14 protein-coding genes are annotated in these 16164 nt (G+C 39.4%); 7 read left to right on the forward strand and 7 right to left on the reverse strand.

Annotated elements, in window-relative coordinates; translation table 11 throughout:
* Nucleotides 1-196 precede the first annotated feature (196 nt).
* The 6 genes from CBW18_RS00380 to CBW18_RS00405 all read right to left on the reverse strand — a co-directional run bounded on the left by CBW18_RS00380 (nucleotide 197) and on the right by CBW18_RS00405 (nucleotide 7445).
* Complete coding sequence (locus tag CBW18_RS00380) at nucleotides 197-1282, reverse strand: Ldh family oxidoreductase (protein WP_088299288.1); 1086 nt, start codon at nucleotides 1280-1282, stop codon at nucleotides 197-199.
* Nucleotides 1283-1431: 149 nt separating this feature from the next.
* Nucleotides 1432-3018 carry a bacillithiol biosynthesis cysteine-adding enzyme BshC gene (bshC, locus tag CBW18_RS00385; protein WP_088299289.1) on the reverse strand — a complete coding sequence of 529 codons (1587 nt, stop codon included), beginning with the start codon at nucleotides 3016-3018 and terminating at the stop codon, nucleotides 1432-1434.
* Nucleotides 3019-3239: 221 nt separating this feature from the next.
* The gene (locus CBW18_RS00390; RefSeq protein WP_216359175.1) at nucleotides 3240-3668 is read right to left on the reverse strand and encodes a putative quinol monooxygenase; all 429 of its coding nucleotides are present in this window, start codon (nucleotides 3666-3668) and stop codon (nucleotides 3240-3242) included.
* Between the two features lie 161 nt (nucleotides 3669-3829).
* Entirely contained in the window at nucleotides 3830-5746 is a 1917-nt protein-coding gene (locus tag CBW18_RS00395) for a DEAD/DEAH box helicase (RefSeq protein WP_088299290.1), read from the reverse strand.
* Between the two features lie 321 nt (nucleotides 5747-6067).
* Complete coding sequence (locus CBW18_RS00400; protein WP_088299291.1) at nucleotides 6068-6958, reverse strand: dienelactone hydrolase family protein; 891 nt, start codon at nucleotides 6956-6958, stop codon at nucleotides 6068-6070.
* Nucleotides 6959-6977: 19 nt separating this feature from the next.
* Complete coding sequence (locus CBW18_RS00405) at nucleotides 6978-7445, reverse strand: DUF4293 domain-containing protein (RefSeq protein ID WP_088299292.1); 468 nt, start codon at nucleotides 7443-7445, stop codon at nucleotides 6978-6980.
* Between the two features lie 148 nt (nucleotides 7446-7593).
* On the opposite strand from CBW18_RS00405, the gene truA reads away from it, so the two are divergent.
* The 5 genes from truA to rlmF all read left to right on the forward strand — a co-directional run bounded on the left by truA (nucleotide 7594) and on the right by rlmF (nucleotide 13644).
* Nucleotides 7594-8352 carry a tRNA pseudouridine(38-40) synthase TruA gene (truA, locus tag CBW18_RS00410; protein ID WP_088299293.1) on the forward strand — a complete coding sequence of 253 codons (759 nt, stop codon included), beginning with the start codon at nucleotides 7594-7596 and terminating at the stop codon, nucleotides 8350-8352.
* Nucleotides 8353-8686: 334 nt separating this feature from the next.
* Entirely contained in the window at nucleotides 8687-10456 is a 1770-nt protein-coding gene (locus CBW18_RS00415) for an ABC transporter ATP-binding protein (RefSeq protein ID WP_088299294.1), read from the forward strand.
* 52 nt (nucleotides 10457-10508) lie between these two features.
* A complete protein-coding gene (locus tag CBW18_RS00420; protein WP_088299295.1) occupies nucleotides 10509-11534 on the forward strand; it encodes an isoaspartyl peptidase/L-asparaginase family protein in 1026 nt (341 codons plus the stop codon).
* The gene (locus CBW18_RS00425; protein WP_088299296.1) at nucleotides 11534-12367 is read left to right on the forward strand and encodes a cyanophycinase; all 834 of its coding nucleotides are present in this window, start codon (nucleotides 11534-11536) and stop codon (nucleotides 12365-12367) included. Before CBW18_RS00420 ends, CBW18_RS00425 begins: the two co-directional genes overlap by 1 nt.
* Nucleotides 12368-12678: 311 nt before the next feature.
* Nucleotides 12679-13644: a 23S rRNA (adenine(1618)-N(6))-methyltransferase RlmF gene (gene rlmF, locus CBW18_RS00430; protein WP_088299297.1), complete on the forward strand. Its 966-nt coding sequence runs from the start codon at nucleotides 12679-12681 to the stop codon at nucleotides 13642-13644.
* Nucleotides 13645-13905: 261 nt separating this feature from the next.
* Here rlmF and CBW18_RS00435 read toward each other — a convergent pair whose 3' ends face one another.
* Complete coding sequence (locus tag CBW18_RS00435) at nucleotides 13906-14334, reverse strand: cupin domain-containing protein (RefSeq protein ID WP_088299298.1); 429 nt, start codon at nucleotides 14332-14334, stop codon at nucleotides 13906-13908.
* A gap of 198 nt (nucleotides 14335-14532) precedes the next feature.
* Here CBW18_RS00435 and sucD point away from each other — a divergent pair, with 198 nt between their 5' ends.
* Complete coding sequence (gene sucD / locus CBW18_RS00445; protein ID WP_088299300.1) at nucleotides 14533-15405, forward strand: succinate--CoA ligase subunit alpha; 873 nt, start codon at nucleotides 14533-14535, stop codon at nucleotides 15403-15405.
* Nucleotides 15406-15610: 205 nt separating this feature from the next.
* Nucleotides 15611-15979 carry a GxxExxY protein gene (locus CBW18_RS21790; RefSeq protein ID WP_088299301.1) on the forward strand — a complete coding sequence of 123 codons (369 nt, stop codon included), beginning with the start codon at nucleotides 15611-15613 and terminating at the stop codon, nucleotides 15977-15979.
* Nucleotides 15980-16164 lie beyond the last annotated feature (185 nt).

A 16164-nucleotide genomic window follows, 5' to 3' on the forward strand; every position in this document is an offset into this window, starting at 1 on the left:
ATGATTTTCCAGGTGGGTTATCACCACTATAAATTGTTCTTGCCTGCATTTCTAGATGGCAGTATGCCCTAATCCAGAATTGATGATGACTTGGTACGGTTATTAAAGACGAAATTTGAACTGGGGTTATTTGAACCCATATATAGATGAAAAGAAGGCTAAACAGTCATTATAGATGATACACACCGCAAATTGGCTAATCTAATCCCTCAATTTCTAATTTAACAGCCAGTTCATTCAAATCTTTAACCACCACATCAATTAAAGGAATTCCGTTAACCTTTCTTTCCTGTTCAAATTCATGCTCAGGTTCGCCGGGAATAATCACTTTTTTATCAGGATCGATTGTTTCAGCATTTTTGAACCGCTCGATCCAGTTATCTAAATGATTTTTAAAATCTGCTGCAGGGCGAAAACCATCTACCCGCATGGCTCCCAGAAAGTGTCCGAGTCCCTCGCCGACCGGATTTGCCGAAGGCTCCAGGAAAGCTACAAAGGGAGGTACCCATGGACCGTAATTGGCGCCTGAAAGTACCGCCGATAAAATATCAACAGTAGCACTCAATCCGTAACCTTTATGGCTGCCATGATCTTTATCACTGCCTAAAGGCAAAAGTGAACCACCGCTTTTTAATTCATTTGGGTTGGTAGAAGTTTCTCCGTTTTTATCCTGAACCCATCCATCCGGAATACTTTTATTTGCCCTTTGGGCAATTTCTAACTTTCCATTGGCAGCAGCTGCGGTAGCCATATCCACAATTACGGGTGGATATTTTCCCGCTGGAAAGGCGTAACACATAGGGTTGGTTCCCAATAACCTTTCGCTGGCATAAGTAGGCGCCACCAGGGGACTCGCATTGGTCATGCTGATGCCGATCATATCTTTTTCTACCGCCATTAAGGCATGATAGCCCGCGATACCAAAATGGTTAGAGTTTTTAACTGAAACCCATCCGCTACCATATTTTTCAGCCTTGTCTATCGCTACCTGCATCGCAAAAGGTGCCACCACTAAACCTAGGCCTGCATCACCATCAATAGTGGCAGTGGTTGGTGTTTCATTTACGATTTTAATATTGGGTGTGGCATTAATTCTTTTCTTTTCCCATAAACGCACATAACCACTCAAACGTGCCACACCATGCGAATCAATTCCCCGTAAATCTGAACGGATTAAAACATCGGTAGCAAGTTCGGCATGTGCGTCAGAACATCCCATTTTTTTAAACACGTTACAGGTAAAAGTTCGGAGTTTGCTTTCGGTAAAAGTGATGAAGTTCATTTTTAATTTTTGATTAATGAATAAAGAGCAAAGAACAATGATTTATGCCTTTAAACCAGGTTTCATTTTTTATATTTTCTGCTATGTGTCGGTTTTTTTCTTTATACCTGGCTCTTTTACCCTTACTCTTTGTTCTTTTATACTTGCTCTTATGGTAGCAATAAGGTAAAATCTCCGCCCAATGGTTCAAAATTCTCAATGCAGGTAGAAATAAAGTCCTCCCCGTAATTTACATACATCGGCGCAATGTTTAACGTTCTTTCCTGCATGGTTCCATTTGGAAAAAGTCTTTTCTTAACATTTTCAATCTGGATTAAAGCCATCTCATGCTTGCGTTTTTCAGCCCTGAATAATTTCTTTTCCAGGTTGGCCAGTAGATGATTGGTTTTCTGCTTTGCGGTATCTGCAGAAACGGAGAGGGTTTTATCAATTTTATAGGCATTCAGTTTAATCTGATCAAAAATGCTGTTAATGGCCCTGGTTTCATCTGCCAGACTTAATTGAGCAGTGGTATTTTTCTTAACCCACTCATTTTTTAATTCTTCAACTGGCAGAAAGATGTCTTCCAGCGAAAAGCCTAACTTATATAAGTTTTCAGCACTTCGTTTATCAATCAATAAGGCAGAGTTACGCAGCAATAATACCGGGAAATCAACTTTATAATAATCAAAATTAGCCTTTAACTGCATCCAGTAAGCCACTTCAGCGCCACCACCTATATAGGCAATGTTTGGTAAGATCACTTCCTCATACATGGGGCGCATCACCACATTCGGACTAAAGCGTTCCGGATATTCGTTGATTTCTGTTCTTAATTCATCTTCATTGAAACTGATCGGCGTATGGTTTACCACATATTTGCCGTTTTCGAAAATGATCCGTTCGCGTAAGTCATCTTTCAGGTAAAAGAAATTAATATCACGACCATTCACCTGGGTTTTATAACCTAAGTTTTCTAAATCTTTTGAACTGTTTTCGATGTTTTTAGCACTGTTCTGTGCCGTAATATCTGCAGCGATGATATGTTTAAATAAACCTTTTAGTGCTGCATCATCAGCATTAACAATAACCAGCCCATATTTTTCGAATAATTTATTCACGAGGTAGCGGGTGGCATCTGCCAGGTTATCATGTTCAAGGTAGGCTTTTTCAACCAGGCGGGCAATATGTTTTCCGTTTCTGGAGATGCCCAGATAACCCTTATAAGCCGTAACAGCAGCAGCAACAGTTTTAGTACTTAGCCTGCCTGTTGCACCATTTGTTTTTTGTATCCAGCTGATGTTTTTTTCATCAACACTGACGTGGTTAATTTCCTCAAAATCATGATCCTCTGTTGCCATCCAATAAACCGGTACGAAGTTTTTTTCAGGATGCGCGATTTTCAGCTCAATGGCCAGGTTAATGGCCGTAACAATTTTATAAATAAAATAAAGCGGACCAGTAAAAAGGTTTAACTGGTGCCCCGTGGTGACAGTAAAGGTATTTTCACTGGCAAGTAATTCAATATTTTTGGATACAGATTTATTGGTTTTCAGGTTTTCATATTGCTTCTTGAGTACATCTGCGAGGATGTTCCGGTCGCCTAGAAAATTCCTGCGCTCTATGGCTTCATTTAAACCTTCCATATCAGGGCGGTAACTGTAAAAAGGCTGTAGTGCTTCTTCGTTATGGATGTAATCCAAAACCAGTTTAGAAAATGAACCGGTTTCCTGATAGGAGATGTATTTTGCCTGCATAATCAGCGAATGTAGTGCAATTTAAGGATAAATATAAAGCTACATAACTATTTTACAATTGTTAAATAATTTCATTGCGAAGAGCTTCCCATTTCACTTTCTGATTTTTTTGGCAAAAAAAAATACTCCAAATGTTAGAGTGATTACTGATGATATTTAAACTAGATGACGGTTGATATGAATGTATTCATTTTGGATTATTTTATAGAATTAAGAATCTATTAGTCAGGTTTTTTGGCGGCAGCAATCAAATCAACATCAACAAGTTCTAAAGATTTAACCATATCCTTAACCGTCTCTTTATACTTTTTAAAATGAGCTGTTGTGATATGCTTTTGGTATGCAGCAGTATCGGCATAAATTTCAAGTATGGTAACATGTGATGGATCATTTTTGTCCGAAACAGCATAATAGGTTAATACACCTGGCTCGAAACTAATGGCAGCAGTCATTTGCTCCTTTAATGCCCTATTATATTTGTCTAGTTGTACTGGGTCAACTTTAATTTTGGCCAATCGAACCATTTGATTTTTCTCCTGTGCCATAGTATTTATGCTAAATAAAAGTGTTAGCATAAATAAGATAACTACAAATTTCAGCAAATTAATTTCTCTTATTTGCATTTTATAAATTGGTTGTAGGATTTTCATAATTTATATTGAGTTAATTTGAATAATCAAAACCTGCGAGCTGGTTTCCGGCAATAAAATTGATAATATACGCTCATGTAGTGATGAATACAAAAAAAATGGCCCAAAAAAAACCGGCCTTGAATAAACAAGACCGGTTGTGAAATATTTGGTTTAGTGATTTACCATTTTTTTCTGCGTTCGCCGCTTCCGCCTTCACGACTTCCACCTTCTCTACGTCCGCTACCACCGGTGTTTCCACCTTTTTCATCACGGCTACGGCCAGAGAAATCTCTGAAACCACCACCGCTGGCTCCGCCTTCACGACTTCCGCCTTCGCGTCTGCCGCTACCGCCAGATGATCTTCTGTCGCTGCCACGGAAACCACCGCCACCGCCGCCTCTGCGTTCACCGCCGAAACCACCGCTACGTCTTTCTCCGCCACCGCGTCTTTCACCACCACCTTCACGACCGCCATCTCCGCTTTTTTCAATACGAACCTGGCGACCATTAAATTCAACAGATTTGAAACCTTCAAAAACGGTATCAGCTACAGCATCTTCAACTTCAAAGAAAGAGAAAACACCTTTTAAATCAATTTTGCCAACGCTTTTGCCACCAATTTTACCATTGTTACAGATAAATGATAACATATCGCCACGGGTAAATTCATCTACAGAACCCAGGTTGATAAACAAACGGGTGTAACCTTCGCTACCACGTCCGCGTCTTTCACCACGCTCACCTCTTTCACCGCGGTCATCGCCAACAGCTGCATTTAAATCAGGTGCTTTAGAATAGTAATCCAGGAAACGGTTAAATTCCAATGACGCGAAACGTTTGATTACGTCTTCCTTGGTCAAATCAGCAAATTCATCCATAATACGGGGAATGTACTGGTCAATCTGTTCGTTGTTAACTTCAACGTTGTGTACTTTATGTACCAGAGAGAATAATTGTTTTTCACAAACATCAAATCCGGTAGGCAATTCAGCTTTGGTAAATTGCTTACCAATAATGCGCTCTAACTGACGGATTTTTCCAACTTCTTTAGAGTTGATGATACAGATGGATATACCTGTTTTACCCGCACGACCGGTACGGCCAGAACGGTGGGTATAACTTTCAATTTCATCAGGTAAAGAATAATTGATGACGTGTGTTACGTTATTTACATCGATACCACGGGCAGCAACATCAGTAGCAATTAATAATTGCATGTTACGCTCACGGAAACGTTGCATTACTTTATCACGTTGTTGTTGCGATAAATCGCCGTGTAAAGCATCAGCATTGTAGCCATCCTTAATTAAGTGCTCTGCAACATCTTGTGTATCCAGTTTGGTTTTACAAAATACTACCGCAAAAATTTCAGGGTTGAAATCTACAATACGTTTTAAGGCCGCGTATTTATCACGGGCACGAACAATATAATATTCGTGTTCGATGTTTACGTTACCAGTGTTTTTAGTGCCCATGGTTAATTCAACAGGCTCGTTCATGTATTTTTTAGCAATACGGCGAACTTCTGCTGGCATGGTAGCCGAGAATAACCAGGTTTTTTTGTCATCAGGTGTAGTTGATAAAATGTCGTTGATGTCATCCTGGAAACCCATGTTTAACATCTCGTCAGCTTCATCAAGCACAACATATTTAACTGAAGAAAAATCGATGGCTTTACGGCCAATGATATCCAACATACGGCCGGGCGTGGCCACTACGATCTGAACGCCTTGGCGTATTTCACGTAGTTGTTGCATAATGTTCGCGCCACCGTAAACGGCAACAACGTGGGCATTAGCAACGTTTTTAGAAAAGTTTTTAAGGTCGTTAGCGATCTGCAAGCATAACTCACGGGTAGGGCATAAAATCAATGCCTGTGGTTTATTAACTTTAAAATCGATTAGTTCTAACAGCGGCAAACCAAATGCGGCTGTTTTTCCTGTTCCTGTTTGGGCCAAACCAACAAAATCATTAGTGCCTTCTAACAGTACAGGAATACTTTGCTCCTGAATCGGCGTTGGATTTTCGAATCCAAGGTCCTTTACGGCATTAACGACGTCATCACTTATCCCCAATAATTGAAATGGGTTTGTCATTCGTCTTTTATTTTTAATTGAGCCGCAAAGGTAAGGTTAATATTTCGTATTTTACAGATAATCAAGTAAATAGTTTTTTGAGCTAAATATTTGAGAATAAGCGACTAAAGGAAAATGAGAAAAGGATGATGGGAAATGTTGGATGGAACAGGTTTAAGTGAAGGTTGTGACTACGTCAGCGATGGGCATTTTTATTTGGAAAGCGGTTGCAGTAGTGCTTGTGTCGCAGCAGTCCCGTTTTCCGTTTCAATCTTTTTAAACCTTTCCGGTTTTAAAAAGGATTTTCACTCCAACCGGGTTTAGTTGGCGGGGGGGATGCAATTATTTGCGTTTGTTTTTAAATAACCACTTCGGTAACTCATCGGTTAATATGGCTGGCGCAAATATATCGTTGTGGGCCAGATGGTCGAATTCCCAAAATCTGGTTTTGTTGTGGTTTAATTCCATGTAAAATTGCTTGTCGCTGTTAAAAGGGTTTTCTGTATCCCTGTTTCCATGAATTAACCAAATGGGGGTGTTTGCCAGTTCGTTGATGTGATCGAACTGTGGTATGCCAGATATGCTGATGCCGGCGGCAAATAAACCAGGTTTTAAAGATAGCGCATTGATCACAGAAGAAGCACCCATTGAAAAACCGACTACATAAATTCTCTTTTCATCAATATTTAAAGTGTTTTTCAAACTGTCTATTAATTGCAATGCTGTTTGCAGACAAGGTTGCGGTACTGAAGTTAAAACATTTCTATTTTTATCCGGTACATAATTTGATGATCTCGAAGGAAACTGCGGTGCTAAAATAAAAGCCGGGTATCTGGCCTGTATTTCATCCATTGCAAACAGCTTGGCCAAAATTCCCAACTGGCTGTTATTGTCATTTCCAACGGCATTGGATCCATGAAACACAATCACTAAAGGGTGTTTACCTTTAATATGGCCAGGTTTAAACAAACGGTAAACAATTGCGGTGTCAGCATTACCATTGAATGATCCCCTCGTAAAAACATCGGTATTGACGCTTTTTATTTTGCCTATTCTTTTTCGAAGAAAAACAGTATCAGTACTTTCAGGGATAATGGTTTTTCCAAAAGTATGAATACGTTTACTGCAAGATAATATGCCACAAAATAAAACCAATAACAGGGGATAAGTTATTGGTCTTTTATTTAATAGGCTGGAAATTGCTTTAGTGGTTTGGAGCAAAATTTTCGACATATCTGCTGGTGAAGTTAAACTATCTTAACCTTTCAGCTGAACGAATTAAGCGTTCATCTTTGTTAATGCCAAAAACAGCTAAAATGAGAAATAAAATAGCCAATGCAGGCATATAGGCACCCATTCCGAAACTCGCACCTTCAATGCCGCCCGGAAGCTCTTTTGTGTAAAAACTGCACAAAAATGCAAAACCAATTATAATCAGTATGGTCAAAATTACCAGGCGTTTTTGTAACGTTCTTCTTTTAAAATTGAAGATATTGACAAAACATAAAAGGATCAGGATGATATTTACAATTAATGGCGGCAAAAATACTTCAGCATTTAATGCACTTCCGCTTTGCACGTGCATGAAACGATGTAATCCATAGGTATAAAGTATGGATTCAGAACCATCAACGGTTTTTGTGGCAATTGGTAAGAAAAGCATTAAGATCAGAACGACAGTAGCTAAGAAAAGCCAAATTGATTGTATCCTTTGTATCATGTTAATTTAAACTGTTTTGGCAAAAATAACTTTTTTATCGGTAGGATAAAAGAGATTCAAACATTAGGCTTGTGCTTTCACCTAACCGCCGAATCCAATAAACTAAACCTTTTGCCCTTTGCTACCTAAAACGTATTTTTGCAGCGCTTTGAACAGAAAAAGGTATTTCATACAAATCGCATATGATGGCAGCTTATACCATGGCTGGCAAATTCAGCCCAATGCCATAACCGTTCAGGAGCTATTGGATAAGGCATTGTCGACTGTTTTTAGACAAGCTGTTGAAACATTGGGCTGCGGCAGAACTGACTCAGGTGTACATGCCAAAGATTTTTATGCCCATTTTGATCTGGATGAAATAGAAGAAAATAAGGTTTTAAATTCAATTTCAGGTATAAACGCACTTTTACCTTACCAGATTGCAGCAAAGCAGATTATTGTGGTACATGATGCCGCACATGCCCGCTTCGATGCAACATCACGTGCTTATCAGTATTTTATCCATTTTGCTAAAGATCCTTTTAAACTCAACAGATCCTGGTTAGTAAAAGATCATCTAAATATCGTAGCGATGAATGAGGCGGCTGCATTATTATTTGATTATTCTGATTTCTCCTGTTTCAGTAAATCTAATACCCAAACATTTACGAATAATTGTAAAATTACCCAGGCCTTTTTTGCAGAGATAAATGGAGGTTTGGTGTTTACCATTCAGGCTGATCGTTTTTTGCGGAACATGGTCAGGGCAATTATGGGAACATTGGTAAGCGTTGGCAAAAATGAACTTAACTTAGCTGGATTTAAAACAATTATTGAAAGTAAAAACCGAAGCAATGCCGGTCAATCCGTGCCAGCCTGTGGTTTGTACTTGGTTAAAATAGAATATCCGTATATAAAAAATGATTGAAGTATAGAATTATAGAGGGATTGAATTACAGAATGATTATTCGTTCATTCAAAATTCATTCATTCAAAATTATAGAATTACAGATTGGTTGAATTATAGAGTGGTTATTCGTTCATTCAAAATTCATTCATTCAAAATTATAGAATTACAGATTGGTTGAATTATAGAATGGTTATTGATTCATTCAAAATTCATTCATTCAAAATTATAGAATTACAGATTGGTTGAATTATAGAATGGTTATTCATTCATTCAAAATTATAGAATTATAGATTGATTGAATTATAGAGTGGTTATTCATTCATTCAAAATTCATTCATTCAAAATTTAAAAAATGGCAGTAACAGGCGACGTATATAACACAGGATTACTAAAGCGTATTTTTCAATATGTTAAGCCTTATCGTGCTGTTTTTGTATGGTCGGTCATTTTAACAGTTTTACTGGCCGCAATTTCTCCCATTCGTCCCTTTTTAATTAAATATACACTTGATCATTATATTCTGGCCGGTAAATATTCGGGTTTGGTGAACATGACCATGCTGATGATTTTTATGCTGATCCTTCAAACGCTGATTCAGTATAACCATACCCTTTTAACCAATACGCTGGGCCAGTCTGTTATTCGTGATTTACGAATAAATGTGTTTAATCACATTACCAAACTCAGGCTAAAGTTTTTTGATCAGACCCCCATCGGGCAATTGATTACCCGCACGGTATCCGATTTAGAAACCATAGCCGATATCTTTTCGGAAGGATTGATCTCCATGATTGGCGATTCACTCCAGGTGGTGGTCATTGTTGGAGTGATGCTGTATACCGACTGGGAGCTGAGTATGGTAGTACTGTTACCCATACCGCTCCTGATCATGGCCACCCGGAAATTCCAGAAAGCCATAAAAATCGCTTTCCAGGAAATCAGAAACGAGGTCTCCAACCTGAATACTTTTTTGCAGGAACACATTACAGGTGTTTCTATCGTACAGTATTTTGCAAGAGAACGTCAGGAGTATAAGAAATTCTATGCCATCAATAAGCGTTACCGCGATGCGAATATCAGGTCCAACTGGTATTATTCCATATTTTTTCCTGTAGTGGAACTGATTTCAGCCATGTCTCTTGGTTTATTGATCTGGTATGGTGCGAGGAGTATTTTAGCGAAGCCACTTGATGTAACACCAGGAACAATTACCCAGTTCATTATGTACCTGGGGATGGTTTTTACGCCCATTCGCCAGCTGGCCGATAAATTTAATACCCTCCAAATGGGCATGGTTGGCGCAGAACGTGTATTTAAAGTGCTTGATACCAAAGACACTACACCTAATGAAGGGCGTCAAAAGCCAGAAAAACTGGCTGGTAATATCGAATTTAAAAATGTTTGGTTTGCCTATAATGAGGATCATTATGTATTGAAAGATTTAACTTTCGAGGTGAAGGCCGGTGAAACTATTGCATTAGTGGGTGCAACCGGTGCAGGCAAATCATCAACAATCAATATTTTAAACCGCTTTTATGAAACAGGAAAAGGAAAGGTTACAGTAGATGGCATTCAGATTGAAGATTTTGATTTAGATTACCTGCGTAGCCACATTGCCACAGTGCTTCAGGATGTTTTCCTGTTTTCAGACACCATCCTGAATAACATTACACTCAATAATGCTGAAATAACCATGGAGCAAGTCGTAAATGCAGCAAAAAAGGTGGGCGCACATGAGTTTATTGAGCGTTTACCCGGGGGCTACCAGTATAATGTGATGGAAAGAGGGGCTACACTGTCTGCCGGACAAGCCCAGTTGATCTCCTTTATTCGTGCACTGGTCCACAATCCGGCTATTCTCGTTTTAGATGAGGCCACCTCATCGGTAGATACTGAAACAGAATTGCTGATTCAAAAAGCCATCGATAACTTAATGGAGGGCAGAACTTCGATTGTGATTGCACACCGCTTATCTACCATTCAGAAGGCCAATCTGATTGTTGTTTTGGATAAAGGCGAAATCAAAGAAAAAGGTACGCATCAGGAACTATTGAAACTTGATGGCTACTATAAAAAACTTTACGACCTGCAGTTTTCTTCAAAAGGAATTGCCAAGGTTTAATCTAACCTTTTCTCGATAGAATTTCTTAATTTAACCTCTTTATACCTGAAAGATGAAAATATTTGAGCGATCCGTACTTTTCCTAATTGTTTTATTTACATTGAACGTATCTGCACAGCAGAAAAAATATGTGATGGTGATCCATGGTGGTGCCGGAACCATTCTGAAAAAGAACATGACACCTGAAAAGGAGGCGGCTTATATAGCGGTTTTAACACAGGCATTGCAAACAGGTTACGCACAAATAAAAGCTGGAAAATCTAGTCTGGATGCTGTGGAAGCAACCATTCATGTACTGGAAAATGACCCGCACTTTAATGCAGGCAAAGGGGCTGTTTTTACACATGAGGGTAAAAATGAACTGGATGCCGCCATGATGGATGGAAAAACATTAATGGCGGGTGCTGTTGCCGGCGTCACTACAATTAAAAATCCAATTTCTGCAGCCAGGGCGGTGATGGAAAAATCAGAACATGTAATGCTGGTTGGTGCAGGTGCTGATCTGTTTGCAAAGGAAGCAGGTCTGGAAATCGTAGATCCAAAATACTTCTGGACGAAAGAACGCTGGGATGGTTTGCAGCAAGCCATTAAAGAAGATTCTACCAAAGCCGTATTGGATCATGGCAGCAAAAAATCTGAGCTTTTGGGTATAAAAAATCACGATTATAAATTTGGTACCGTAGGTTGTGTGGCGCTGGACAAGGCAGGTAACTTAGCGGCCGGAACTTCCACGGGAGGCATGACCAATAAAAAGTATGGAAGGGTAGGCGATGCACCTATTATTGGTGCCGGGACCTATTGCAATAATGAAACGGCCGGTATTTCCTGTACAGGCTGGGGGGAATTTTACATCCGTAATGTGGTTGCCAAAACCATTTCAGATTTAATGGAATACAAAGGTTTATCGGTTATTGAAGCATCAAAAATTGCTTTAGATAAAGTAGGTAAAATGGGAGGGGATGGTGGTTTGATTGCCCTGGATAGAAAAGGGAATATCACCATGCCGTTTAATACAGAAGGCATGTACAGAGGCGCCATTACGGCTGATGGTAAAATTGAAGTGAGCATTTATAAATAATGAAAAAGCTGTTTTTGTTGCTGGCACTGGCTGGTTTTTCAATTTTTGTAAATGCCCAAAACAAAGGTAATTTGTTCATTATCGGGGGTGGAAATCGTTCTGATGATTTGATGAAACAAATGTTGAATACTGCTGATTTAAAAGCAAAGGATTATATTATTGTTTTGCCTATGGCGAGTGAAATCCCGGATTCTGGCTATAAAACACTTGCTCTGCAATTGAAAAAGCTGGATCAACACCCGATCAGGAACTTTAATTTTAACAAACACGATGTAAATGATAAAAGCTGGATTGATTCACTTGCAGGAGCGAAGCTGATCTATATTTTAGGCGGCGATCAAAACCGGTTTATGAAGTCTGTTTTAAATACACCCATTTATACCGCCCTACACAAAGCCTGTAAAAATGGTTCCACTATTGCTGGCACAAGCGCCGGAGCTGCCGTAATGAGTAAATATATGATTACCGGAAAACAGCTTTTAGATACGGCTTACAAAGAAACTTTTAATAAACTCCGGGATAAAAATATTGAGTTTTCGCCGGGCTTAGGGTTGCTGGAAAATACCATTATTGATCAGCATTTTCTGAAACGCAACCGATACAACCGTTTGATTTCGGCATTGGCAGCACATCCCGATTTGGTTTGTGTGGGGATTGATGAAAGCACAGCTATTATTGTACACGGTAATAAGGCCACTGTAGCTGGTGAAGGTCAGGTGATTCGGCTGGCCAATCCTGTGGCACTTAAAAATACAGATAAAGGTTTATTAAAATTTAGTCACGCCGAATTTGGGATTTTTACCGCCGGTGATGTGATTAATGTAAAACCTTGAAGAAACGCTTTTGATGATGCAGATTAGGAATTTTCGGTTTAAGTGCAGAACCTGGTGCGCTGGATTAAAAGATAATTTTGAAGTGATCTGTTTAATGGGATAGTGGTGCATAAACTCAACCATTTGTGTTTTATATTTCTATGCAACTCCATACTCGAAACTTCCAGCTCTAAGCATTTTATCTTATATGCACAAAGCCTGAAGCGCTTTGTAACTTTCGACTCCCGTCTCCATGCGCTCAACTTCCAACTATTTAAACTATCTTTGCGGCAGAAACATGCACACAGCTTGTTTAATTAAACCAGATCACATTGGCTCAGGAAGAACAAAATAACCGCAAGGAAAAAAGCGAGTTACACCCACGCAACAAACACCGTTCGCGCTACAATTTCAAACAACTTATCTCTACTTCAAAAGAATTAAAACGTTTCGTTTTCAAAAATGAACATCACGATGATTCGATTGATTTTGCAGACCAGAATGCGGTAAAAGCATTAAACAGGGCATTACTGAAATATTTTTACAATATCTCTCAATGGGATATCCCGCAGGATTTTCTTTGTCCGCCAATTCCGGGCAGGGCCGATTATATCCACTATGTAGCCGATCTGTTAGGTTCAAGTAATAAAGGAAAAAACCCTAAAGGCGCAAACGTCCATGTGCTGGATATTGGTGTGGGCGCCAATTGTATTTATCCGATTATCGGCCATCAGGAATACGGCTGGAATTTCGTCGGTTCTGAAATCGATCCGCTTTCTGTAGATTCTGCAAAGCGTATTATAGAGGCAAACAAAGAGTTGCAGGGCGCAATTGAAATCCGTCAGCAATCATCAAAAATGGGTATCTTCAGGGGGATTGTGGGTAGAACTGAACGTTTTGATGCGGTGGTTTGCAATCCGCCATTTCATGCCTCCTTAAAAGAAGCAGAGCAGGGTACCCGTCAAAAATGGCGCAACCTGGGTGGCAATGAAAAAGAAGTGAAACACGTTTTAAACTTTGGTGGCAACAAGGCCGAACTTTGGTGCCCGGGTGGTGAACGCGCTTTTGTGGAACAAATGATTATTCAAAGTGCACAAATCAAAAAACAGGTGCTTTGGTTTACCTCGCTGGTTTCTAAAAGTGCCAATTTAAAAAGCATTTATGGTGCTTTGGTTAAAGCAGAAGCCTTTGAGGTGCGTACTGTGCAAATGAGTCAGGGACAGAAAATAAGTCGTTTCGTTGCCTGGACTTTCCAGGATGACCATGAACAGGCCGAATGGGCAAAAGGATGGAAATAAGTCTCAAGTCTGGAGTCGGAAGTCTTTAGTCGGCCAAGCGATTTTGTCGAAGCAAAATATAAACAAAGCTGGATTAATGAAAGTTAATCTGGCTTTTTGCATTAGTAGCATTTGCAATCAAGTTTTGAGCTACAAAGATTCGGGATCCTGAAAGCAACGTATCTTTACGAAGGGCAACCATAGAACTGTCTACTGCAAGTATAGAAATGCCTTAATTAAACGAAGTACAGCTTATCTTGGTAATGGTAATACAGAAAAATTCTAATGTGACTTCTTTTCGTAAGCAATTAAGATAACCAGGTTATTGTCTTGGTCCTGTGCAAGGCCATGCCAACTTCCCGGTCGGGTTAAAATGGCATCACCAGGTTTTACCGGGAAAACTTTGCCATTCATCCGCATGATGCCATTTCCACTGATGACATAATAAATTTCATCTTCTTTTTGCAAATGATAACCGATAGCAGATCCAGGCTTTAATATTCTTTTTTTGAAAACTGTTTTAAGGTCTTTGGCCGCACCGAAGAAATTAAAACCGATGGTTTCGCCCCCACCCTGATGGGTCCCGGGTTCTTTCTTTGCCACCTCCGCATCATTCTGCAGGATATATCCGGTGGCCCCGCTCTGCTGCGCATTAACGCAAACAGCCAGCGAGGCGAAAATGGCTGTAATGATCAATATTTTGATTTTCATAAGGTAGATTTCAGTATTAAACTATATTGTTGTTTCTTGCATCGAACTTTAAGCCCTGAGCTTCCTGCTTTAGTCCTTAATTTTTCTACACTAAAGTAACGAATCCTTACATTTTCATGAAAAAATGGACTAAATAATCTGTTTTTAGGCTTGACTTTCCAGTCAATAATATTAGCTTTGCACAAAAAAAATAGATACATGAGCGTTTTAGTAAATAAAGATTCTAAGGTTATCGTTCAGGGTTTTACCGGAAACGAAGGAACTTACCATGCCGAGCAGATGCTGGCGTACGGTACAAACGTAGTTGGTGGTGTAACGCCTGGCAAAGGTGGGCAATTGCATTTAGAAAAGCCTGTTTTTAATACGGTTAAAGATGCTGTTGATCAAACAGGAGCAAATGTATCTATCATTTTTGTGCCACCTGCTTTTGCTGCTGATGCCATTATGGAAGCTGCAGAAGGTGGTATTAAAGTAATTGTTTGTATTACTGAGGGCATCCCGACTAAGGATATGATTCAGGTTAAAGAATATATTTCAGACCGTGATGTGACTTTGATTGGCCCTAACTGCCCGGGTGTGATTACTGCTGATGAGGCTAAAATTGGTATCATGCCAGGTTTTATCTTCAAAAAAGGTCATGTAGGTGTGGTTTCTAAATCAGGAACTTTAACTTACGAAGCGGTAGATCAGGTAGTTAAAGCAGGTTTAGGTATTACGACAGCTATCGGTATCGGTGGTGACCCGATTATCGGAACACCAACAGTTGAAGCAGTTAAGTTATTAATGAACGATCCTGAAACACACGGTATCATCATGATTGGTGAAATTGGTGGGGGAATGGAAGCTGAAGCGGCCCGCTGGATTAAAGAACACGGTACTAAACCGGTTGTAGGTTTCATCGCTGGTCAGACTGCGCCTCCGGGACGTAGAATGGGGCACGCTGGTGCAATTGTTGGCGGTGCTGATGATACTGCAGCTGCAAAAATGAAAATCATGCGTGAGTGTGGTATTCGTGTAGTAGAAAGCCCTGCTGAAATTGGTGCTGCAATGGCAGAAGAATTGGCTAAATAAGATTTAAAAATCTCATTATAGAAAAGCGTTTCGATTAGGTTCGGGACGCTTTTTTTGTTTTGGCAGGTTGCATACAAATGAAGGAAAAAAGAAAACAATAAATTAGTTGCCACGGAAAGCACGGAATAAAAAACAGGAAAAAATTAGAAAATTTAATTAGCTTGGTTAACATTCTCATTTATGGATTATCAAATAAAACAAGGTAATCTTCCCCTATAAAAATGAAACTGATTTAATTATTAATGCTGCAATTGAAGTTCATAAGGATTTAGGTTGTGGTTTTCTTGAGATTGTTTATAAGGACGCGCTTTCTATCGAATTTGAAAGCCGCGGATACTTTTATGAGAGCGAAAAATATTATCCTGTTTACTATAAGGATGTTTTACTTGCGCATAGCTTTTATGCTGATTTTATAGTTTTGGATACTGTAGTTTTAGAAATAAAATCAAAAAATGGAATAGCGAATGAAGATTTGGCTCAAACTATAAACTACCTGAAATGCACTGAATGTAGCGTTGGCTTAGTATTAAACTTCGGCAAGCCCATTTTAGAAATAAGACGCGTTGTTTTATGAATCATTTTCCGTGTATTCCGTGATTCCGTGGCAAAAAAAATTGGCGCATAAGAAAATTTAAAAGACTTTCCGAGTCTTTCATGGCAAACCAGCGATCTTTCGAATGATGGCACCTTTAGCTTCCGGAATTGCCCAATGCCCAACGGATTTATCATTCCTTTGTAAACACTACTACATTCTCTCAA

Origin of the sequence: Pedobacter sp. AJM (assembly GCF_002197755.1) — a bacterium.
Classification (GTDB): Bacteria; Bacteroidota; Bacteroidia; order Sphingobacteriales; family Sphingobacteriaceae; genus Pedobacter.